The organism is Microcoleus sp. Pol17C6 (assembly GCF_036701145.1).
Lineage (GTDB): Bacteria > Cyanobacteriota > Cyanobacteriia > Cyanobacteriales > Microcoleaceae > Microcoleus.
In genome coordinates, this window is record NZ_JAUBQH010000054.1 from 25408 (window position 1) to 46748 (window position 21341).

The following is a 21341-nucleotide window of genomic DNA, read 5'->3' on the forward strand; positions in this document are numbered from 1 at the left end:
GAGGAGGGTGAGGTCATTTCTGCCTCACTCTCCATATCGCTATAGAGTTCAGACTATATCTTCACCTTCGGAGTAAAAATGAACTTTCATGTGGCAAGAACGGCAAAGAGTTTCGAGGTTTTCAAGATTGTTATTAGGTTTCTCTTTCCCTCGTCCATTTCCGTCTTTGTGGTGAACTACCAAATCTTCAGTAGTTCCGCACATAACACATTTACATCCATCTCGCTCAATTGCTGCTTCCCGATTTCCATTGAAGTGTATTTTTTCCCGAGCCTGCCTGTTTTTATCAAGACTTTCAGAGTGATTTTCATAGTATCGCTCTAGTTGATTTTTAGTAAATCTTTCGGGATTATTCCAATAAGATTTGCTGGCAGACCGGATATGCTCTTCACGAAACTTTGGATCAGAATGGTATCTTTCAGTTCGCTCCAGAGATAGTTTTGCTCTTAACTCGGGATCAGATTGGTATTTAGCTTTTCGTGCAGCATTTTTGCTTTCACGTTGCTCAGGTGTTACCTTTTCCCAGCTATAAGAGCTGTAGCACTTCAAACACAAACCTTTGCCTTTGTGACGATTTTCTGTAGTACCACATTGTTGACAGCACTGATAGTTTCTTGACCACATATCTAAAAAACCTCAAAATTCATCACCCAAAAGCGAAGCATCACAATGTCAAAGGGTTCGGCGTGTAGTCGTTGAGGGGTCAACCATGACTTCCCTGCGGGTTGTCTGCAACTTACTGATTTTTACCTTGGAAATTGTGCTGGTTAACACAGGTACAGAAGTATGCTCAGAGTTTCTCGCATATAGCCAAATTTTTCGCTGGTTCTCACGAAGCCAGGGAGACTATCGGGTTAATCTCATCAATACGACCTTTGCGAATCAGCTCGGCTGGTAAGACTTCAGCGCGGTTCGCAGTCATCACCACAAACACTGGTGCGGTCTTTTCTTGCATCCATGTGAGGAGCGCGCCGAATACCCGCTGGCTTGTCCCTGAATCTCCATCCATGCCAGACGTGATGTTGGCGAACGCTTTGTCTATTTCATCTAGGAATAAAATCACCGGTGCGATCGCCTCCGCCAACTTAATGACTTGCCTGATGCGGTTCTCGCTTTCGCCGACCATACTGCCAAAGACCCGACCCACATCGAGGCGTAGCAGGGGCAATTTCCATTCAGCAGCAATGGTTTTAGCCAGCAGGGATTTACCCGTTCCCTGAATCCCGGCGAGCAGTACCCCCTTGGGATTGGGCAAGCCATACTCACGGGCTTCGTCGCTGAAAGAGCGCGATCGAACTGTTACCCATTGCTTGAGATTTTGGAGTCCGCCGATCGACTCCAGACCTGATTGAACCGGAATAAATTCGAGGATGCCTGTCTCCCGGATGGTTTGGCGCTTTTCCTCGATGACCGCAGCGAGGGCCCGAATATCAACTTTTCCCAGAACTAAACACTTGGCAAGAACGCGGGCAATTCGGCACCGAGTCAGCCCCTGGCAAGCCTTTGTTAGCTGTTGTCGTTGCTCAGGATTGAGTTTGATATTCTTGCCGACGAGTCGATCGATCAACTTCGATATCTCCTCGATGCCTGGTAAGGAGACATCTACCACCGTAATTTCTTCGCGCAGTTCTTGAGGAATTCGGAGTTGGTCGGAGAGAATGACGAGACAGCGACGGTCACGGGCAATGGTCACTGCCAAATTTTTCAGCTCCCGGACGATCGCTAGTTGGTTACTTGCTATCTGCCCATTCGCACCCGGTGCAATCAAAGTCGCAATGTCTTTCATGACGAACAAAGTGACTTGTTCCATTGCCGGCGCTTTGCTGATCCGCTCCAAGGCTTGCATCGGATTTCCCTTGGATGTACCCGAATCTGTCCAACCTCTGGCAAAATCCCAAAAATAGATTTGCCCTTCCTTAGCTTTTGCTATATCACACAAAATTTCTTCGGCGGTTTCCTCTTCTGGGCTTACTACCCACAACAAAGGAAATCGTGCCATCAACATTAGCTGAATTTCTTTTTTTAGGTCTATCATATTTCTATCCCCTGATTAAGTAAGTCGGCGCTTTAAAACGCAACTATGTAAACGATGTAAAGTGTCCAAATGCTTTCTAATGGCTAACTTAAGCCTATTTACATACGGTTACATTATTCGGTTTAATCCCGCCTATCTACTTACTACCGATTACCAAGTAGCGATTGCCAATTACCCTATTACTGGTTGACGATTACTGGTTGATACGAGAGTGATTATGAGTTTTGAGTTTGAGTCCTCACTCACTACTCAAAAGTCAAACCACGAAACCCAAACTTTCTCTCTTTTTTCTCAGTAACAGTTGTTGAGAGCTGTTACTGAGTTTTTGTTTCTCTTTGCGTTTCTAGTGAACAAGAGCAAGTTTTTGTTTCTTGCTTTTACTGGGAGGTTTTTCAGAAACGTTATCAGAAACATTATCAGAAACGTTATCAGAAACATTATCAGAAGTGTTTTCAGAAACGTTATTAGAAGTGTTGTCAGGAGTGATAACAGGTGATAAATGAGCTATCATGCTTTTCAATTCTTCAATTTCTTTGAGAGCATCAGACAAGTCACCATGCAAAGTCTCGTTTTCGACCATAAGCTGTGCGTCTGTAACGATACCATCATCACTATCATCAAATTCTCGATCGACTTCTAAAGCCCCACTAACTTTTTGTTGACTTTGCAGGTTAGTGATTGTTGTTGAAGCTTCTCTTAGCTGAGTTCTCACTTGTTCTAGTTGAGCTTCTAGGACTTGTTTCTCGCCAACTTGTGCTTGTAGAGCTTGGATTTGAGAATGAAGACTCGACACTTCTCGTTCTCGTGCTTCGATTTGACCGTTAAGTTTGGATATCTCACTGAGTCGATCGCGAGAAGCATTTTCAAATTCTGCAACTTCGAGCAACCGTTTTTCAGCAAGTGTCAATTTGGCTTTCAATTCATTGTTTTCGGCTTGAAGCAAATCTAACTGCTGACGAAATTCTTCAGAATCGGTCAACTTTTGCTTATTCAGATTCATGTACGCTTCCCTGAGCTCATTGCGCTGGCGTTCGTACTCCGATTTATAAAACGTCAACTCCATTACATTTTGAGGAAAATCTTTGAGCTGTTGGCGCATCAACTCATTTTCAGTAGCTAACTGTTTCATCCGATCGCCACTCACGCTGGTATCAGCTTTTTGATAAGCCAGTCTGTAGAACGCGATCGCCATTTGATGAGAAACCTTGAGAATATCTTCAGGTATTTCGGAGTCCTCCAGCAAACCATCGTCCGCTGCTTCCAACAGTGCTGTTGCTAAATCCTTCTCTGATTTGCCTTGCTTCATCAGCGACAGATTATCTGTACGCCATTCTTTCAGCAATTTGCAGATAATATCGGTGCTCCCTCCGATTCCGTAAATTTCCTTGAGCGCTGCACCCACACTCCGAACCACAATGCCTATACGATTTTTGTTAAGCACAGCGCACGTAAAATCAATCATTTCTCGGTTGATTCCTGTGTATTGTTGAGTTCGATCGAACTCAAATCCTGTCAAGTCCAGCGCTTGAAACGTTGTCGGTAGTTTTGGCATGGTTTTTTTAACTCGGTAATTTTGGACGTTCTGTTCTTAAGTCAGCAACCATCTCCTGCAAAATTTGACAAAAAGACTCCGCACTTCACTTATGAAGCAATGTTGCGTTTGGTCATTTTTTAATGCCTGAGAATTTTAACCGAACATAGACGTTCGCTTACCTCATGCTAAATAACTTGCACCTTCCTGTCAATGGGCTGAATATTTTTTTTATTCGTTGCCAAAACTAAGTCATACAGATTGCATTGGAGAACGAGACACATCTCCAAAGTCTCTCTAGGCGTCAGTTTAGGCTCAAATTTTCCGTTATTCCATTCCCTAATGCTTTTGGGAGTAATCTTGCGGTCGCTTCCGATTTCAGCAAACCGTCTAGTCAGAATTTCAGCAAACTCTTTTTGGCTGAAACCAGCTCTCTGATACAGGTTCATAAAGCTATGCTCATCTATTTTTTTTTTCATGTGCGTAAATAACGCACACCGGTGTTCTATACTGACTATAGCGCACATCGGTGTTCGCTTCCTAGTAAATGATTCAAGACAGAGTAATGGCTGTCTTAAGTCATAAAAAACAACCAGCGATAGGACTGAATGACACCTCAGCCCTGTCGCTACTACTATTTTCGCAGCCTTCTCAGCAAATTCATGCAGATACGAATCCTGAACGCAAAACCGTCTCTCGTGAACCAGCTTTTCTGTGCAGGTAAAGTTTTCCTGCATATAAAAGCACGGGTTTGCCAAGCGGATTGTCGCCTGTGACAAGCTGCAACCACGAAAAACTGTCTCCTGAAAATCAAGTACGGAGTTTTATGACCAATAACGGATGGTGCCGCTCGAATTTTCACAAAAACGGCAAACGTCGCTTTGGACAGCTAGCAAACGGATTCTGTAACGAATGCAGCATTTTATCCGTGATGCAAGTACAGAGCAAAGATGCCGATAAAATCACTCCTCTCGAAGGAAAAATATCAGATTTGGAAGAAAAACGCGATCAACTTAATTCAGAAATCAAAGGACTTCGGTTCAAATTAGCATCTCTCATCAAATCAAGGGAAAAATCAGGAGAACAAAATCATGAGAATTGAAATCGATCGTGAATTGGCACAAAAACACCTGAACTACTTGGGATATCAACCAGGTGAAGCTTTCTTGAGATTTTTCTATCACAGCTCGGACGATCGTAAAAAAAAGGACAAAGGTCGTAAAGAAAATGGTGTGGACTGGGAAACAATAGAAAATCATCAGACAGACGGGCGCGGGGTGTACATCGTGGTTAATGGTGCGGGCGGAGGACACACCGATGCTGACATCACACAATGTTGTGCCATTTTCTGTGAATGGGATGATATCCCGCTAGCCGAACAATTTGAAAAATGGAGCGAAGTAGGTTTTGTTGAACCGACCTTCACCATATTTAGCGGTGACAAGTCAATGCAACCGTATTGGCTTTTTGATGAGCCGCTCGCACCGGAACATTGGCGGGAACTGCAAGTGCTTCTGATCGAAGTCATGGAAGCAGACGAGAGCAACAAAAATCCCAGTCGTGTTTTTCGGCTGGCGGGTGCGTGGCACGTTAAGCCCGATCGCGAACCCGTTAAAACCGATTTTGTTGAAGAGTCCGGCACTCGCTACAGCTACAGTGATTTGCGCGATCGACTTCTCATTCTTTATCAAGAGTTACTCGCTCGGAAACAACGAGAACTTGAGGAACAGCACCAAGCTTTACTGCAATTTTCTACCACTGCTACTGCCACTGCCACCCACAGCGCTACTGTCTTAGACAGTGCGACTGCCACGACGGGGCGCACTGCCACCGCAACTCTAACTGCGACACCGGAGGAAATATCTCAACGGTATAAAGACATCACTGTTCCGGTGCCGGTGCCAATTTCTCTACAGTGCGGTCTGGGAAAGCCCAACAAGGAATTTTTGAATGGAGTAGCGACTCTCAGAAATACCTCAATGGCAACACTGGCACGGGATTTAATTGGAGTTCAATCTGAGTTCAGCCGACTCGGACAAGTAACCAATGAGGATGCCTACACTCTATTTCTTGATGCTTGTCGGCGTTGTTCTCCCGGCGGTGGCTGGGATCAAGAAGAGTGGGATCAAATCTGGAATTACGCAGTTAAGTCGAATCCGATCGCCAGCATCTCTAAATATGTTAGTGATGGGATTGAAAGCTGCATTAAAGGTGAATACTGGCGATTCATTAAGTCTTTGCAACCCGATCATTTAGTTTCATTATTGGAGGCAGAGGCTGAATCTGACTTGGCTAACTTAGCTACCTCCGAATCAGAAGTATCTGAATTTAATATTTTAAATTCAGATAACAGAATGATTCAGGATTACCGAAAAATTATTAGAAAATTTGGCAAACGGCTTCGCTTGAATAAACTCAGCAAGCGAATCGAAATTGACGGTAAACCAGTATCACTCGATCGAGTGCGAATTCAACTCGCAATCAAACACGGAATTCTCGTCAAATCCAGTCGAGAAGATGTTCAAGATATCCTGACAGAAATAGCAGTAGAAAATCAGTATTCACCAATTGAAGAGTATCTAAATTCTTTGCCACCAGCACCAGATACTTCGTTTTTAGATAGTCTCGCTGAAAAATATTTTGGTGTCAACGATCCAATTTATGAAATGTTTGTCCGAAAAACATTAATTGGTGCTGTGAAACGAACGTTTGAACCAGGATGCAAAATAGACACAGTTCTGATTCTGCAAGGAAAACAGGGCTATAGAAAGTCAACTTTTTTTAAGGTGCTGGCGGGAGGCAAATATTTTGACGATTCCCTGGGAACTGTTTCTGACAAAGATGAACGGCTGAAATTGCACCAAGCCTGGTTTGTAGAATGGGCAGAGCTAGAGAGTGTTTTCAGACGGCGCGATGTCAGTGCAACCAAAGCTTTTTTATCCACCGGAACAGACAAAATTCGACCGCCATATTGCCGAGATATTGAAGACTTCAACCGACCCAGCATCATTGTCGCAACCACCAACAAGCAAGAATTTCTCGCTGATGAAACAGGCAACCGGCGATTTTGGGTAATTCCGGTCAAGCACCGGATTGATACTAAATTGCTTAAGAAAGAACGAGATGCGATTTGGGCTGCTGCGATGCTGGCTTACAAATCTGGCGAAGAACCTTGTCTTGACTATGAAGATGAAGAAACTGCCGAACACATTGCTCAAGAGTTTCAGTCATCAGATCCCTGGGAAGATGTCATCGAAAATTTTATTGAACACCGCGAATATATCCGACTCAGCGATCTGCTCACTCATCTCCAAGTTGACCTGAGCCGACAAGAGCGATCGCACCAGATGCGCTGTTCCGCCATCCTCAAGAAATTTGGGTGGGAGCGAGAGTTTCGCTCGATATCCAGCAAACGAGTTCGAGTTTGGTGCAAAACTGAACCCGAACCCCAACCTGTCTCCCTCCCTCTTGAGCTTGCTGAATCCGACCCCGAATTTGACGCCGAATTTGAGGCTGATTCAATCCCTGTTGAGGCTGCTGATCGACCTCAAGTTTTGAAAAGCCCCTTAAAAAGGGAGGTTGATCACGAGGTTGATCACCCTGCTACACAAGGATTTGATCAACCTGATCAACCTGATCATCCTATTTCTGAAAAAATACTAAATTCAGATCCGACCTCGAATCCAACTTCAGATCCGACCTCGAATCCAACTTCAGATCCGACCTCGAATCCGACCTCGAATCCGACCTCGAAAGGAACAGTAAACTGGATGGCTGCTTCCGCTTTTAGTAATTCCACGGCAGCGAAAGATTTTCCTAGTTTGGGTAACAAGGTCGATCAGGTTGATCAGGTTGATCAATCCCTTGCACAGCAAGGTGATCAACCTAGCGATCGACCTCAAAATTTGGAGCCATTTTCAAAAAATGAGGTCGATCAGCAGACTCAACAGAACAACGAAACAGGGGATCTGGTCGAATATATCCGGCTAGCGATCGAAGCCGGCGATCGAGAAACAGCTCTTGATATTCAGACCATGCTCAAGGAAGTTTGCAGCAAAGGCGCAGCCGATCGCCAGAAAGTCTGGAACTCCCTTACCGCTGATGAAAAAACCGCTTTTAATGGATTGATTTCCCCAGACCCGACACCAACTCCGACACTAGCTCCAACGACATCGGAATCGACAATGCCAATAGTAGAACCGACAACGGGGACAACGGAGAGAACGGAAGAACCAACACCCGAACCAACACCCGAACCAACACCCGAACCAGCAGCTATCTCCGGGGGAATAGATGAGAAGGATGCTGAAAAACTAAGAGAGATAGCTACTATTTGGTGGCCCGAATACTACCCAGAACACTTGCAAAATCTACTGACTCAGATGTATGGATGGAAAGCGCCAGGGACTAAATACCAGAGAGAGGTAATAGTGAATTGGCTGACTGGAGAAACTGCTGAAGTTCGCGATCGAATCAACCTATTGATTGCCGAAAAAGATCGAACTGAGAAAATAGAATCATGACAACTATTGACCTCACACTTGAGCAACAACTTCGATTAAGAATCTACGCTTCTCAAGCTCAATCACTTTCAGTAGAAGAAGCACGAGTCCTCTTAGTTGAACTAATGCGACAAAACATGATCAAAGACAACGTAATCAAAAGTTTACTCAATTCAAATCAAAATCCAAATGAATAATTTCTGTGATGCAAAGACTGCCTGCCAAATTCTCAACTGCTGCGATCGAACCTTAATGCGATACCGACAACAAAAAAAACTTATAGAAGGGATCCACTGGGGACGCAACCCAAGCGGGAAAATTCTCTATAATCCTATTTTGTTGAATCAATTAATAAGTTGTAATGGGGATATTAATCATCCTGAACATCTGAGTTTTATTCAGAGATATCAGATGGAATTACCACAAAATCAGCATCTGAAACCGGGTTCAAAACCGGGAAAAAATCAGGCAATTGTGGTGAGTTGACCAATCCGGCATAGTTTTCGTACAGAGTGCGAACATTGTGGCCAGTGAGGGATGCGATCGCCACGGGATTCATGCCAGCTTCCAAGCCGTGAGAAATTAGCGTGTGCCTGGTGTTGTAAGGTTTTCGGTAATCAATTCCAAGGGATGCAAGCGCAGGTTTCCAGTAGCGGTTGCAGAAATTTTTGGAGTCGATCGCTCTACCTTCGCTACTGGTGAAAATTAAATTGTCGGGCAGCGTCTCAATTGGTCGCCGATCAAGTAATAGCTGTTGCAGCCTTGGTGTTAGCGGCACCGTGCGCGCCTTGTTAGTTTTGGTTGATTTGCGAGAGCCACCATTACTCAAACTTTCTCCGATCCAGATGCGATCGCACTCAGGTGAGCAATGTCGCCATTGCAGCGCAGCAGCTTCCCCGGTGCGAAGACCGACGCCAAATTTAAACTCCACATAATCCGCGTAGTTACTGAAGTTTGAGTCAGAACGAAATTTATGAACGATGGCGCTCATTTCTGTAAGGGTGAACGGTTCGGGGCGCTGTTTTGGCGGGACTGAAACCTTAACATCAGCCCAAGGATTTTCGAGAACCAGCTTCTTTTTGTGTGCCCATTCCCAGCAAGCGTTCATCATGATAATCCGTTCGCGTACCGTCACAGGTTCAAGGGAGCGATCGGACAATAACCAATCTCTAAAATTTTCAGCAACACTTTCAGAAACAGAAATTGTTGTTTTGCTTTTGAAAAACACAGAAACGTGTTTCTGAAAGGCAGTATATTTAGCAAAAGTATCAGCCTCAATTTTACGGCGTTTATATTCGACAAATTGGTCAAAAAGCTCAGAAACAGAAATAGATTCTTGTTTCTGGGGCTTGTACTTGGCGAGGGAGGGGTCAAAATTACCACTAGCAATGTCTAGCTCGATTTGGCTGGCTTTCATAGAAGCGACTTTACGATTGACGATCGTATCAGGCAAACCAATGTAGAGCCAAAAGCGTTTACCTTCCCACGACCACGCTAACCGTAGCCGATCCTTGAAAACTTCTACATTTACAGAACCTTTGGGCATATCGCAGATTTATCGCATTTAATGTCTGGGATTGTCACTTATTGTCACCCCTGATTGAGAATACTATAGCAGCCCATTAGGTTATATAAAACTCAAAACCCGCCTAGAAAGCGGGTTTTGGGATGGACACAACTGGACTCGAACCAGTGACCCCTACGATGTCAACGTAGTGCTCTAACCAACTGAGCTATGCGTCCTCACGAATTCCTAATGTAGCAGAACATTCGATCGCCTGTCAAGCATAAATATAAGATTTTTTTAGCGGGCACTCTTGACATCGCCCCTAATGCCCGATCGCCCGCCAAATCTTCACAGTTCGATCGCCCGCACCACTAGCCAAACTCCCCCCATCAGCACTAAACGCCACCGACAAAACCTCCCCCCCGTGGCCCGTCAGAATTTCTAGCAAACCCCCCGTACCCGCATCCCACAAATAAATCGTGCCATCCCGACTCCCCGTCGCCAAAACCCGACCATCGGGACTCAACGCCAGACACAAAACATCCCCAGAATTGTCCCTCATACTCAGCAACAGCGTCCCTCGCCCCTGTCCATCCACCCGCCACAGCTTCGCCGTACCATCCCGACTGCCGCTGGCCAAAATTAATCCTTCTCCTACTCCCCCCCTTACCACGGGGGGGCTGGGGGGGGTCTGACCGGCAGGGGAGTTGGGGGAGTTCGCAGCAAAAACGATCGCCCGCACCCAATCTCCGTGCTCTGCTAAAGTACAAATCGATCGACCCTTTTGCCAATCCCACAACTGCACAGTCATATCCCGACTGCCACTAGCCAAAAACTCCCCGCCAGGACTAAAAGCCACCGCCTCCACCCCGCCAGCGTGACCCGTCAAAGCCGACATCCGCCTTCCCTTATTCAAATTCCACAACTGCACAGTTTTGTCCCGACTGCCACTAGCCAAAACCTGACCATCCCGACTAAAAGCCACAGCATAAACCCTATCCTCGTGACCCCGCAAAGCGTACCACCACTTACCCTTATTCAAATCCCAAATTTGAATTGTTTTATCACGGCCGCCACTAGCCAAAGTAGCGCCATCAGGACTAAACGCCACACAAGTCACCCAGTCAGAATGACCCGTGAGAGTGTACCACCGCTTACCGGTCTCCAACTTCCACATCTCAATCGTCTTGTCCTCACTGCCGCTAGCTAAAGTCGCGCCATCTGGACTGAAAGCTACCGACGTGACAGCATTAGAATGCCCTACCAGAGTATGAACACACCTCCAAGTGGGCGCGCGTGCGGGTACAACCCGCTGCATCGGCGGCACAGGTATAATTGTGCCTGCAACCGTTGGCGGCACTGCATTCTGCACCGCAGGGGTTCTCTGCGGCACGGAAATTTTAGGCGCTGGTAGTGGCGGTGTCCCCGTTCCCGCCCCCGCCGACTGCAGCTGCAAATCTTTCAATACCTCAGCTACTGATTTGTAGCGGCGGCTGAGACTTGGTTCGATCATTTTGTCGAGGATTCGACTTAATTTCGGATCGATTTGAACTTTTAAAAAGTCTCGCCAAACCCAAGCATCTCGATTGATATCAAACATATCAAAAGGAGATATTTGAGTCAGCAAATAAATGCAAGTTACTCCTAAACTGTACAAATCGCTTGCATAAACCGCTTGACCTCTAATTTGTTCCGGCGCCACGAATTCGGGAGAACCGATGACTGTACCGGTTTGTCTCAAACCCTCCACAACTTTTGCAGCGCCAAAATCAACTAAAACTAATTCCCCGGTTAATGTTGGGTAAGTATAAATGATGGGAGGTTGAGAAATGCGACGGCGGATAATATTGGGCGGTTTAATATCTCGGTGAATTACACTGCGATCGTGCACGAACTGCAATACTGGCAATAAATCCTTCAGCAGACTGAGAATCTGACTTTCGCTAAAAGGCCCAGTCCGCGCCAACTCTTCCTGTAAATTCTGACCTTCTATAAATTCCTGTACCAAATACTGATAGCGTTCCTGCTGAAAGTGCGCCAGCAGTTCGGGAATTTGCGGGTGTTTCCCCAATTCGTCCAGCCGCACCGCTTCTCGGTTGAATAATTCTGCTGCTTTCTCGCTGCTGCTGGTACCTTGAGATAGCGGGAAAAACTGTTTAATTGCACAGCGGGGTTTTGAGGGTTTGTCTTCGTCTATTGCTAAAAAAGTGCGACCAAAACCGCCGCGCCCCAGGGGTTTGATGGCGCGGTAACGCTCTCTCAGCAACAGTTTGGAGCCGCAATTCAGGCAGAATTGGGTACGATCGGCATTTTGCGGGTTTTGACAGGCGGGGTTTAGGCAGTAACTCATAACTGAACCGAGAAGGAATCAGCAGCACATCTCTATGATACTGAGGCCGGGGGGCGATCGACTCTCGCGTTACAATTAAAAACCAAACGACTTTAGTCCTCAGAATTTAAGATGTCGCTTTTACTTTCAGAGCATACTCTTTAAACCTTTCCAAGTCAGCCTGAATTGTCGATTCAACCACGCGGCCCAAAAATAGGTTATCCATCAATTTTCCCAGCCAGCCGGGAATTCCGTAAGCCACTGTCAGCTTGACGATACTGCTGTCTTTGCGATCGTAAAATCTTACCGCACCTCTATTTGGCAAACCGTCTACCGATTCCCACTGAATTATCTGATGCGGCACTAATTTGAGAATCCGAGAAAGCCAGCTAAATTCTAACCCGCCAGTTGCGAGTTTCCAGCGAGACAATTCTGGATCTTCTTCGAGAACATGAACAGATTCTATCCACTTCATCCACCGCGGCATTTGCTCTAAATCTGACCAGAGTTGCCACGCTAATTCGATGGGAATTGCCACTTCTACTTGGACGCTGTGTTCTAACCAATCAGTCATGGGATTTTAGATTTTAGATTTTAGATTTTAGATTGAAGAATTGTTTCTTTCTGGTTCCCAGGCTATGCCTGGGAACCAGAGAAAACGAGAGACGACTAATGACTAATGACTGTAATCTTCGAGAATTGCCTTAGCCGCTTGATGGCCTGAAAGTGTCGCTCCTTCCATGCTATCAATGTAGTCTTGCTGAGTGTAACTTCCTGCTAGAAAAAAATTGGCGATCGGAGTTTTTTGAGCAGGGCGGAAAACATCCATTCCTGGTGCTTCGCGATACAAAGATTGAGCCAGCTTAACTACACTGTACCAAGTCATCTTTAATTCCCGCGCTGACGGGAATAAATCCTGAACTTGCTTAAGTACGTGTTGGGCGATTGCCTCATTGCTTTGTTTAATAAACGGATCTCCCGGTGTCAGCACCAACTGCAGCAGCGAGCCTTGTCCTTCTTTATAATAATCCTTGGGACTTGCCAGCGCTAGGTCTGCAAAACAGGAAAAGTCTGCATCTGCTGAATACAGTAAATTATCGATTCCTACAGCGTGGCTCAACTGTTTTCGCTTGGCTTCGTCTTCCAGTTCCGTTACCCAACCGTCGAACCGCAATTGTACTGTAGCAACTGGCACCGTATCTAACTTATAAATGTTGTCAAATTCCGACCATTTGCGCCAAGCTGGGGGCAATATTTTCTGAATTCCTGGCACGTCGCAGGCGAAAACGTAAGCGTCTGCGGTAATCTTTTCTTCTGTTTCGCCGTTAGCTACTACCAAGCCTGTCACGCGGGTTTCTTCGCCTTCTTCAAACTGAATTTCTCGGACTCTGCGCCGCGTGTAAATTTTTGCTCCTTTCTTTTCCAAATATTCCACAATTGGTTTGTGCAAATATTCGTTGGGAGAACCAGCCAGCATCCGCATGACAGAGGCTTCGGTTTTTGAGGCAAAGAATTGAAATATTGTCAACATACACCGGGCAGAAATATTTTCAGTGTCGATAAAACCCAGTGCGTAGGCGATCGGATTCCACATTCTTTTGAGCGAGTTTTGGTTGCCCCCTTGACTGCGGAACCAGTCAGCGAAGCTAACTTTATCCAAATCGCGGATAGTTTTCATTGCCCCGTCAAAGTCTATCAAACCCCGGACGATCGGGCTAGTTCCCAGGGCGATCGCATTTTGAATTTTGTCTTGTACGGATAGCTGAGATGTCGTGAAAAATGCCTTCAATCCGTGCAAAGGAGCACCCACCGGAAAGCGAAAATCTAAAGAACCAGTTTCGCCGCCTCGATTGATAAAAGTGTGGACGTGTTCTTTGAGGAGCAAATCGTCAAATGCTCCCACTTTTTTCATCAGAGCAAATAAGTTATAATAGCAGCCGAAGAAGACGTGCAAACCCATTTCAACGTGATTGCCGTCGGGATCTACCCAACTGCCGACTTTGCCGCCGACAAAGGGGCGGGATTCAAAAATTTCTACTTCGTGGCCGGCATCCACTAAATCGACTGCTGTGGTCATTCCAGCCAGTCCCGCACCTGCGATCGCAACCCGCATTTTACCTATCCTTTACAGTATTTTTACAAATTGTAACAAAATTTAGAATTTCCGAAACATTCAAAGTTCATAAATGCCGATCGACACTTGTATAGCCCTCTGTATTCTTGCCAAAGACACAGCACTAATTTGACCGTAAGGGCCTTGTTCTAGAAATGTCTGTCGCAAAGCAGAAACGTTTTCACATACAGCTAGAGAATCAGCTTGCAATCCTCCCTCACCCGCAGGAATCAAGGCGCGAGTAGGATTTTCTACTCCTGCAAGGTTACTGGTGAAAGGAACAACAATGACAGAATCCGTAAACTCGTTGCGGATATCGGGAGAAACCACAACTACAGGTCTTTTTTTGGTATCTCCTAACTGACGCAAAGCTCTTGAAAGGTAAATCTCACCTTGGCGAGGATAAGTTTTTGCTGTTGAGTTAGAGTCCATCGCTGCTCCATGTTTCTTCTATCTGTTCCTCTACCAAATTAAACCATTCTTTTTCATCCTCAATATCTTCTTGGCTGCGGTTTTGATAAAATTTCCGCAACTTATCTTCTATTTGCTTAGCGTACCAGAGACGGAGAGCTTGTTCGATCGCCTCCGTCCAATTATCAGTAAATTGGTCTATTTTCTCAGCTAATTCAGCATCAAGGGTGACTAACACTTCTCGCTTTTGAGTAGAATTTGACATAATCATTCTCCTTAATAATTTAAAAACTATGGTGCGCCCCAGCGCACCTTACAAATTACTTTTACTTCTTCTTTCTCACAACAGTCAACAGTCAACTAACTTCAAAACATCGGCATCAACTGAAGTGGCCCAATTCCCAAGTCTTTAGCAGACACCCAGCGCACCTCAAGCAAAGCGATCATATCCTTAAACTGAGGCTGACCGCGAGAAGCACCCATCAACCCTTTAGCAATAATCAAACCGCACCAACCGTTGGTTAATTTACAGCGGCGATCCCACTTCTTGCGAGCTTCCTGATGCACCGGATCGTCTTCATTAAACTCCCCAAACAAATACAGCTCCCCATTTTTGGTTTGCAAAATACCCAAGTCATATTGCTCATCCTGAAAAGGATTTTCGCCCGGATTAAAACCAATCCCCTTGACGCCTCCAGCTTCTTTCAAATCCTGAATCATAGTTTTTGCCTTCGGATGAGAAGTTTGGATCATCACCACCGGCAAACCATCTCCCGCTGTATTAATATCAATTTCTGCACCTTGGTGAAACTGGACACTTTGGCGCAGGAACTCTACCGTTTCCCAAGGTACGGCGCCGAGACTCAAAAATGAATTTTGCGGCACCAAATCGTCCCGCAGCAGTGGCTTGTCAAATTCATCATCATCGTCATCATCGTCATCATCGTCATCACCGAGCATCTGTAATAATTCGTCTGACACTTCGGGCATCGTCGAAACTTTAACGGATACCTGTTGAATTTCTCCGTCAGCCTGCGGAACAGGGATGCGGTAGCGACTGCTAAGAGTGGGAAAAGTGTCTGATCCCAATTTCCGGCGACCGTTGCGGAAAAAGCGGTGAAATGCTTCGAGAGCAACTAACATCGTGAGGGCTTCTTCTTCGTAAAGAATCGATCGCAATCCTTCTAAAGGATGCAGGTTGCCGAAATTTGGTTCAATTTCCGATGGAGGCAAATCAGCTAAATCAATTTCGTCGTCGTCGTCCTCATCAATATCTGCTGCACTTTCAAAGGTGAGAAACAAACAGTCTTGCCCTAAAAAAGCCTGTTCTAAATCTTCAAAAGATTCATCATTATTGACGACTCGTTCTCGAAACCGTTTCAAGGATTCTAGAGAACGATACAGTAAAACTCCGTAATCCATTCTGCCTTGGCCTAATACGGACACGTAGAGGCTGGCGACATCCCATTGATTGATTTCAATAGATATAATTTGGTGTTCGCTCAAAGTCCGCCACGGAGCGTCCTGCCAAATTTGAGCCGCTTTTTCCATTAAAACTTCAGCATACTGAGGGGGCAACTCAGGAGGTCTGTTGATCGCGACCTCTTCCATGCCGCGAAAGATTTCGTCAATTAGGGGCAATTCCGGCACATAGTCAATGGAAATGCCTAAATCTTGAAGTACGCCCCGCAGATAAAATTGAATTTCTCGGTTTTTGACTACTATTTTTTGGGGGCGGACTGCGGGAGCCGGACTTTGGGGATGTTCCATTGCCCGTAGCAGGGCCCGGACGATCGCCTCTGGGCCGGCATCTGGGCCTACCATGTCCATAGCCCTCACGACTCCTTCGGAGCCATCGACCCAGAGAATGCACTCGCCACCAGCTTCTAGAACGTCGTCGTCATCTAGCATCATGTGCGAGTCAGCATTAGATAAGGGTCGGCGATCGCCCTCCCACACGCTGGGAATTTGAGGTAAGTTTTGTAGCCGACGAAGAGTAGAGCGATTCAGCGCTGCCATAGAGTAAGCCCGTTGGGTGAAGCATTGTTGCGGTGCCGGTAGCCGGTCAACCGCTGCTTCTCAATCATAAACCCTATAGGGGGAGAGGGCATCAAGCTTGGGAACGAGGCCCCACGGGAATTAAAAGTTAGAAGCTAAAAATTCGGCCTTCAGCATCTAACCGAATGCCTTCCGGCGAATGCCTGTACAATGGAGGGATAAGATTAAACTCTTAGCATTAGACAGTCTCAGGAGTTCGGCAAATTATGACTCAAGCGATTTCTGAAAAGCGCGGCATTCAAATGACGGACTCTGCTGTCCGTCAAGTTTTAGCCCTGAGAGAAAAACAAGGTAAAGACCTCTGCTTGCGGGTAGGGGTGCGCCAGGGCGGATGCTCTGGAATGTCCTACGTGATGGATTTCGCAGATCCAAGCACTGTGAAATCCGACGATGAAGTGTTCGACTACGACGGTTTTCAGGTAGTTTGCGATCGCAAAAGCATTCTTTATCTCTACGGTTTGGTTCTCGACTTCAGCGATGCTATGATTGGGGGCGGCTTTCAGTTTACTAACCCCAACGCAACTCAAACTTGCGGTTGTGGCAGTTCTTTTTCTACATAAATCGGAAAAGAGGGCATGGGGCAGAAAGTTGTTAACTGCCCCATGCCCTTTTCCATGCAACATCCCAAATCTAAAATCTAAAATCGAATGACCCCTGAAGAATTGTTTAAAGACGGTTTCGATCGCTACCAAGCTGGCGAAGCCCCGGCTAATCTGATCCCCGTGTTTAAAGAAGTGTGCGAAAAAGCTCCCAAAAATGGCAATGCCTGGGCTAGCCTCGCGTGGCTCTACCTGTTGGAAAATAAACCTGCACCGGCTCAAAAGGCAGCGAAAACAGCCGTTAAATTGAACCCTCACGACCCCCAAGCTCGCATCAACCTAGCAGTAGCGATCCTGGATCTCAAAGATAAAGGAGTGCGCCCCCACGTCGAAGTGGCTCAGCAACTTCTCATGGCTTCCGAAGAGTTGCTCGACGAAGTTAAAAAAAATTTTGAAGAAGGATTAAAGAGAAAACCCGACTGGAAGAGTCTCGCCCGCGTTAAACAGTGGCTTCTGGAGCCGTAACCGCGCAAACAAGTCAATGTGTGGGCGGGGATCGACGAAAGTGGCTTTGCGGTTTATTACGACATCGTAATAAATCAATAAATAACTTTATGGAAAACTCAGAAAGTCAGTGCTAGTATTTGAAGACTTAGACGATTGACAAACCCGCTCAGCGGTTTTCAGATTTTACTACGATAATACTAGGAGTTGTAAAAACATGAGCAATGACAGCCACGTTAACATCAAACCAGCAACCCGCAACCACAAAGGTTTCTTTATTCAGCCAGCTTCTTACAAGTTGATGAGCATCGATAAATCCGGCTGGGCCTTGATTTGCATGGACAAAGCAGTTTGTCACTACGTAGACCCGGATGATTTGCAATTGCCGAATAAATCAGGAATGTCTGAAGGTTAATTCTGAAGTTTTGAGAGACTTTAAGATGCTTTATTTGAGTAGCTGCCCTCCATTGAGGGCAGCATCTTTTTTTGGTCAGAAAAAAGTCCGGCAACAAAGCCGTGTACGGGATTTAACGGATAGAAAGAATTAAGGAAGAATTACCGATTACAAATTAGCGATTACAAATTCCCTAATTGTTAGATTTGAAGGCAAAAAGCATCTCCAACTCAGCAGTTGTCGGTTGCGTAGAAGCTGTGGCTACGCTAACTCCTCGGAGAGAATTCAGCAATTCAGCGGCGGGGGGCGAAACTAAATTTGGCTGTACTGCGAGCAAATATTGGTTAGCCCAAGACATGGTTTTTTCCATATCTATGTAAAAGTAACCTTGGTTGGCCCGCGGTAAAGAAGTAGCGATCGCCTGAAAACTCGGACTGCTGCTTAGCGGTTGCGGTGGCGTCGAAGTAATCACATCGACTAAAGGCCCGCCGAAAGCTACAAACACAGAATTTTCATTCAGCCAACCGTGCCCGAATAAAGTGCCTTGCTGGGGTATTTGCCACTCCGTAACTTCTTTGCCTTGAACTTGTCTGGGGGCGACGCTGACTGTAGGATTGCTTTTGGCGATCGCATCGAGTTTTTTCAGAGTTGCTTCGGCAGCAGGGCGATCGCTCGTTTCAAAAATCATCGCCGCCCCCATCCCCAACTGAGACAAAATCCCTTGATTGGAACCGATCGCCCCGATCGCAAATTCCCCATTCATCCAACCAAAAACCTCTCGATCCGCATCCAGATCCAACCGCTTAAAACTATCCCTCACCTGCTGAACTCCCCTGTCAACTTCCGGGCTATCTTGTGCCTCAGCGGTTGCTTGCGACCAAATTTTATCGATTCCCTTGCCGCCGACTAAAGCAATAGTTTCATCCGGAAATCTGGGCAACAATTTCGATGCAAATTGTGGCTTTTGCTGCACGAATTTAGGATCTAACTGAGCAATAGTTTTTACCCTCAATCCCTCACTATCTGCTCCAATTCCCGCAACCAAAGACTTGACTTGTTTGAACTGCGAAAACAATGTCCAAGGCAACTGGATATCGACGGGCAAATTAGCTTTCAATTGGTCAAGTGCCGCCGGATAGTCAGCAATATAAACAGTTGCGATCGGATTCTTGACACCAGCACTCTCTGCAAAAAACTTAGTTGTGCTCTGCTGGGTTGCGAGGGAGGGTTCTCCTTTAAAAGTATCGATCGCCAATTCCACAGGCTTTTTCAAAGGAGCCATCACTAATTGGTCGTTCAGCAAAGCCACACTGTAGCGCTTGCCAGTTGGCTCTGCAATCTCAAAGATTTTAACTCCTTTATACTCGCTTTCTTGAGTAGTTGCACCGGGCTGAGATTTTAATTTATTAGCAAAATTCCAAGCGCTAATTTTATTTTTCACGCTGACTACTACCAGCAGTTTTGGAGGCTCTGTATTCGTCACAGCATCAGGGGGCAGCAAAGCGACCATCACCCCCCCTAACCAAGGCTTTAAGTCCCTGTCAAAGTCGATTTGAGTGCCTGCCAAGCTTTGTTCTTGAAAGCCCTTCAAACCCTGACCGATCAACTTTTGAGCCCCTGGCGTGCCAAATCGCTGCAACTTGGACAACGCTTGGGGATTGGGGGAGATAAACGCGGCCATCATTGCTTCGTCGGGCACAACTTTGGCGCTGTCTTGAGGGTTGGATACTTGTTGGCTCAAACCCTGGAAGTAAAAGTAGACCGCAGCGCTACCTGCTGCGACGGTGGAGGCAGCAATTAGAAGCTTTGATTTTTTTGCAGGCATGGTTTGTGTTCCTCGCGTCCCATATCAGTTTAATCAAAATACAGAAAGCTTGTGGCGAGGCGATCGGGCCGGCTCTCTAGTTTTGTATAATTCAAAACAAGTTTGGACGATCGTCTAAACTGCTAGAACTGTGCATTATTGGTAAAAGATGAAAGTAGCGATCGCGGGAGCAACGGGATTTGTAGGTAGCCGGCTGGTGGAGAAGCTGCAAGCTGCGGGACATCAAGTGGTGGTTTTGAGCAGGGATGCGGCGAAGGCTAGCCGAGTTTTTCCCGCTTCAGCTTATCCGAATTTGGAAGTTGTCGCCTACACTCCAGCGGAGTCTGGTGATTGGCAAAAGTCGATCGCGGGCTGCGACGCTGTTGTCAATTTAGCAGGAGTGCCGATTGCAGAGGAAAGGTGGACGGAGGCGCGCCAGCAAGCAATTCTGGACAGTCGCAGACTGACGACGGCAAAATTGGTCGAGGCGATCGTCAATGCTAATCCTAGACCATCTGTGTTAGTGAGTGCATCGGCGATCGGCTATTACGGAACCAGCGAAACCGCTGAGTTTGACGAAACGAGCCTCGCGGGAAACGATTTTTTAGCAGCAGTTTGCAAAGACTGGGAAGCAGCAGCCCAACCTGCAAAAAATGCGGGAACGCGGCTAGCAATTTTGCGGCTGGGGATAGTTTTGGGAATGGGAGGCGCGTTGGCAAAAATGCTGCCACCTTTTAAACTATTTGCTGGCGGCCCCCTCGGCACAGGGAAACAGTGGTTTTCTTGGGTTCACCGCGAGGATGTGGTTGATTTAATTTTGTACGCTTTGCAAAATTCCCAAGTTGAAGGAGTTTTGAATGCGACAGCACCGAATCCGGTGCGGATGAATGAATTGTGTCAAACTTTAGGGGAAGTTTTAAAGCGACCTTCTTGGTTGCCGGTGCCAAGTTTTGCATTAGAATTGCTGTTGGGAGACGGGGCAAAAGTTGTTTTGGAAGGGCAGAAAGTGTTGCCGAAACAAACTCTAGCTAGCGGTTTTCAATATCAATATCCGACGCTGAAATTAGCACTCGAAGAGATTTTATCGGGAAGTTAAGAACCTACGGAATAGAACCCGTCGAATAGAATTCGGATGCTCCACAAACAAAGTCCGCAAAGGCGGACAGGAAGAAAATTCCTCGTTACCAGGCTCTGCCTGGTAACGCATATCCAGAGGCTCTGCCTCGCTCTTTTCCCTTCTTTTCCCCCTCGTTACCAGGCTCTGCCTGGTAACACATTTCCAGAGGCTCTGCCTCGCTCCTTCAAACAAATCATCCGACTCAAAAATCAATCAAATCAACTGGCAACAATCCATCCTGGCCCATATAATTTCGATAACTAGAATATCTCCAACAAGCCGGATCGTCAACATAGCCGCGCCTAACAGGATTATTATGGATATACTCCAATTTTTGCAACAGCATTGCCTCATCCAAAATAGCTTGCGGGTGGAACCCTTCTTGCCATAGCTGATATTTTTGTTCTTTTTTGTGTAGCTTGTAAGGATTCAGGTCTAAAAACTTGCGGCTCCAACGCTTGTCTGGCAAGGGTTGTAGGGCAAAATAAGGGTTTTTG

General features: G+C 46.2%; 19 protein-coding genes, 1 tRNA gene and 1 pseudogene. 7 read left to right on the forward strand and 14 right to left on the reverse strand.

Annotated features, from left to right (window positions below; translation table 11 throughout):
- Positions 1 to 48: 48 nt before the first annotated feature.
- The 4 genes from QUA25_RS22365 to QUA25_RS22380 all read right to left on the reverse strand — a co-directional run bounded on the left by QUA25_RS22365 (position 49) and on the right by QUA25_RS22380 (position 4045).
- A complete protein-coding gene (locus QUA25_RS22365; RefSeq protein ID WP_333041333.1) occupies positions 49 to 624 on the reverse strand; it encodes an HNH endonuclease in 576 nt (191 codons plus the stop codon).
- A 205-nt stretch (positions 625 to 829) separates the two neighbouring features.
- Positions 830 to 2035: an AAA family ATPase gene (locus tag QUA25_RS22370; RefSeq protein WP_333041334.1), complete on the reverse strand. Its 1206-nt coding sequence runs from the start codon at positions 2033 to 2035 to the stop codon at positions 830 to 832.
- Positions 2036 to 2378: 343 nt separating this feature from the next.
- A complete protein-coding gene (locus QUA25_RS22375) occupies positions 2379 to 3587 on the reverse strand; it encodes a hypothetical protein (RefSeq protein ID WP_333041335.1) in 1209 nt (402 codons plus the stop codon).
- 167 nt (positions 3588 to 3754) lie between these two features.
- Complete coding sequence (locus tag QUA25_RS22380) at positions 3755 to 4045, reverse strand: hypothetical protein (RefSeq protein WP_333041336.1); 291 nt, start codon at positions 4043 to 4045, stop codon at positions 3755 to 3757.
- A 293-nt stretch (positions 4046 to 4338) separates the two neighbouring features.
- Between QUA25_RS22380 and QUA25_RS22385 the strand changes: the two genes are divergently transcribed.
- The 3 genes from QUA25_RS22385 to QUA25_RS22395 are packed head-to-tail and all read left to right on the forward strand — an operon-like array spanning position 4339 to position 8265.
- Complete coding sequence (locus tag QUA25_RS22385; protein WP_333041337.1) at positions 4339 to 4668, forward strand: hypothetical protein; 330 nt, start codon at positions 4339 to 4341, stop codon at positions 4666 to 4668.
- Positions 4658 to 8089, forward strand: a complete 3432-nt coding sequence (locus tag QUA25_RS22390) for a VapE domain-containing protein (RefSeq protein ID WP_333041338.1) — start codon at positions 4658 to 4660, stop codon at positions 8087 to 8089. The genes QUA25_RS22385 and QUA25_RS22390 overlap by 11 nt, the downstream gene beginning before the upstream one ends.
- The gene (locus QUA25_RS22395) at positions 8086 to 8265 is read left to right on the forward strand and encodes an NblA/ycf18 family protein (RefSeq protein ID WP_333041339.1); all 180 of its coding nucleotides are present in this window, start codon (positions 8086 to 8088) and stop codon (positions 8263 to 8265) included. Before QUA25_RS22390 ends, QUA25_RS22395 begins: the two co-directional genes overlap by 4 nt.
- Positions 8266 to 8462: 197 nt before the next feature.
- Here the strand turns inward: QUA25_RS22395 and QUA25_RS22400 are convergent, their stop codons facing one another.
- The 8 genes from QUA25_RS22400 to QUA25_RS22435 all read right to left on the reverse strand — a co-directional run bounded on the left by QUA25_RS22400 (position 8463) and on the right by QUA25_RS22435 (position 16447).
- A complete protein-coding gene (locus tag QUA25_RS22400) occupies positions 8463 to 9614 on the reverse strand; it encodes a tyrosine-type recombinase/integrase (protein WP_333041340.1) in 1152 nt (383 codons plus the stop codon).
- Between the two features lie 123 nt (positions 9615 to 9737).
- Positions 9738 to 9811: transfer RNA gene (locus QUA25_RS22405), tRNA-Val, on the reverse strand.
- An 86-nt stretch (positions 9812 to 9897) separates the two neighbouring features.
- Positions 9898 to 11925 (reverse strand): serine/threonine-protein kinase, encoded by a 2028-nt coding sequence (locus QUA25_RS22410; RefSeq protein WP_333041341.1) that lies wholly within the window; start codon positions 11923 to 11925, stop codon positions 9898 to 9900.
- 106 nt (positions 11926 to 12031) lie between these two features.
- Entirely contained in the window at positions 12032 to 12478 is a 447-nt protein-coding gene (locus QUA25_RS22415; RefSeq protein WP_333041342.1) for an SRPBCC family protein, read from the reverse strand.
- Positions 12479 to 12580: 102 nt separating this feature from the next.
- On the reverse strand, positions 12581 to 14017 hold the full coding sequence (zds, locus tag QUA25_RS22420) for a 9,9'-di-cis-zeta-carotene desaturase (protein WP_333041343.1): 1437 nt from the start codon (positions 14015 to 14017) through the stop codon (positions 12581 to 12583).
- Between the two features lie 60 nt (positions 14018 to 14077).
- Positions 14078 to 14449: a type II toxin-antitoxin system PemK/MazF family toxin gene (locus tag QUA25_RS22425; protein ID WP_333041344.1), complete on the reverse strand. Its 372-nt coding sequence runs from the start codon at positions 14447 to 14449 to the stop codon at positions 14078 to 14080.
- The gene (locus QUA25_RS22430; protein WP_333041345.1) at positions 14439 to 14693 is read right to left on the reverse strand and encodes a hypothetical protein; all 255 of its coding nucleotides are present in this window, start codon (positions 14691 to 14693) and stop codon (positions 14439 to 14441) included. The genes QUA25_RS22425 and QUA25_RS22430 overlap by 11 nt, the downstream gene beginning before the upstream one ends.
- A 101-nt stretch (positions 14694 to 14794) precedes the next feature.
- On the reverse strand, positions 14795 to 16447 hold the full coding sequence (locus QUA25_RS22435; RefSeq protein ID WP_333041346.1) for a DUF6930 domain-containing protein: 1653 nt from the start codon (positions 16445 to 16447) through the stop codon (positions 14795 to 14797).
- Positions 16448 to 16692: 245 nt separating this feature from the next.
- Between QUA25_RS22435 and QUA25_RS22440 the strand changes: the two genes are divergently transcribed.
- From QUA25_RS22440 to QUA25_RS22450, 3 genes are all read left to right on the forward strand, one after another.
- Positions 16693 to 17046 carry a HesB/IscA family protein gene (locus QUA25_RS22440; protein ID WP_006632680.1) on the forward strand — a complete coding sequence of 118 codons (354 nt, stop codon included), beginning with the start codon at positions 16693 to 16695 and terminating at the stop codon, positions 17044 to 17046.
- Positions 17047 to 17133: 87 nt separating this feature from the next.
- On the forward strand, positions 17134 to 17550 hold the full coding sequence (locus QUA25_RS22445) for a tetratricopeptide repeat protein (protein WP_333041347.1): 417 nt from the start codon (positions 17134 to 17136) through the stop codon (positions 17548 to 17550).
- A gap of 196 nt (positions 17551 to 17746) precedes the next feature.
- Complete coding sequence (locus QUA25_RS22450) at positions 17747 to 17944, forward strand: hypothetical protein (RefSeq protein ID WP_172187588.1); 198 nt, start codon at positions 17747 to 17749, stop codon at positions 17942 to 17944.
- A 172-nt stretch (positions 17945 to 18116) separates the two neighbouring features.
- Here the strand turns inward: QUA25_RS22450 and QUA25_RS22455 are convergent, their stop codons facing one another.
- Positions 18117 to 19748 (reverse strand): DUF3352 domain-containing protein, encoded by a 1632-nt coding sequence (locus tag QUA25_RS22455; protein WP_333041348.1) that lies wholly within the window; start codon positions 19746 to 19748, stop codon positions 18117 to 18119.
- 148 nt (positions 19749 to 19896) lie between these two features.
- Here QUA25_RS22455 and thyD point away from each other — a divergent pair, with 148 nt between their 5' ends.
- The gene (thyD, locus tag QUA25_RS22460) at positions 19897 to 20823 is read left to right on the forward strand and encodes a thylakoid membrane protein ThyD (RefSeq protein WP_333041349.1); all 927 of its coding nucleotides are present in this window, start codon (positions 19897 to 19899) and stop codon (positions 20821 to 20823) included.
- 223 nt (positions 20824 to 21046) lie between these two features.
- Here thyD and QUA25_RS22465 read toward each other — a convergent pair.
- A pseudogene (locus QUA25_RS22465) lies at positions 21047 to 21341 on the reverse strand (hypothetical protein); the annotation flags it as partial.

Bases quoted from the DNA above. Each gene is read 5' to 3' on its own strand.
- QUA25_RS22445 (WP_333041347.1), top strand. From the start codon at position 17,134: ATGACCCCTGAAGAATTGTTTAAAGACGGTTTCGATCGCTACCAAGCT.
- QUA25_RS22425 (WP_333041344.1), bottom strand. From the start codon at position 14,449: ATGGACTCTAACTCAACAGCAAAAACTTATCCTCGCCAAGGTGAGATT.
- QUA25_RS22395 (WP_333041339.1), top strand. From the start codon at position 8,086: ATGACAACTATTGACCTCACACTTGAGCAACAACTTCGATTAAGAATC.
- thyD (WP_333041349.1), top strand. From the start codon at position 19,897: ATGAAAGTAGCGATCGCGGGAGCAACGGGATTTGTAGGTAGCCGGCTG.
- QUA25_RS22440 (WP_006632680.1), top strand. From the start codon at position 16,693: ATGACTCAAGCGATTTCTGAAAAGCGCGGCATTCAAATGACGGACTCT.
- QUA25_RS22410 (WP_333041341.1), bottom strand. From the start codon at position 11,925: ATGAGTTACTGCCTAAACCCCGCCTGTCAAAACCCGCAAAATGCCGAT.
- zds (WP_333041343.1), bottom strand. From the start codon at position 14,017: ATGCGGGTTGCGATCGCAGGTGCGGGACTGGCTGGAATGACCACAGCA.
- QUA25_RS22400 (WP_333041340.1), bottom strand. From the start codon at position 9,614: ATGCCCAAAGGTTCTGTAAATGTAGAAGTTTTCAAGGATCGGCTACGG.
- QUA25_RS22370 (WP_333041334.1), bottom strand. From the start codon at position 2,035: ATGATAGACCTAAAAAAAGAAATTCAGCTAATGTTGATGGCACGATTT.
- QUA25_RS22380 (WP_333041336.1), bottom strand. From the start codon at position 4,045: ATGAAAAAAAAAATAGATGAGCATAGCTTTATGAACCTGTATCAGAGA.
- QUA25_RS22415 (WP_333041342.1), bottom strand. From the start codon at position 12,478: ATGACTGATTGGTTAGAACACAGCGTCCAAGTAGAAGTGGCAATTCCC.
- QUA25_RS22365 (WP_333041333.1), bottom strand. From the start codon at position 624: ATGTGGTCAAGAAACTATCAGTGCTGTCAACAATGTGGTACTACAGAA.
- QUA25_RS22390 (WP_333041338.1), top strand. From the start codon at position 4,658: ATGAGAATTGAAATCGATCGTGAATTGGCACAAAAACACCTGAACTAC.
- QUA25_RS22435 (WP_333041346.1), bottom strand. From the start codon at position 16,447: ATGGCAGCGCTGAATCGCTCTACTCTTCGTCGGCTACAAAACTTACCT.
- QUA25_RS22455 (WP_333041348.1), bottom strand. From the start codon at position 19,748: ATGCCTGCAAAAAAATCAAAGCTTCTAATTGCTGCCTCCACCGTCGCA.
- QUA25_RS22450 (WP_172187588.1), top strand. From the start codon at position 17,747: ATGAGCAATGACAGCCACGTTAACATCAAACCAGCAACCCGCAACCAC.
- QUA25_RS22375 (WP_333041335.1), bottom strand. From the start codon at position 3,587: ATGCCAAAACTACCGACAACGTTTCAAGCGCTGGACTTGACAGGATTT.
- QUA25_RS22430 (WP_333041345.1), bottom strand. From the start codon at position 14,693: ATGTCAAATTCTACTCAAAAGCGAGAAGTGTTAGTCACCCTTGATGCT.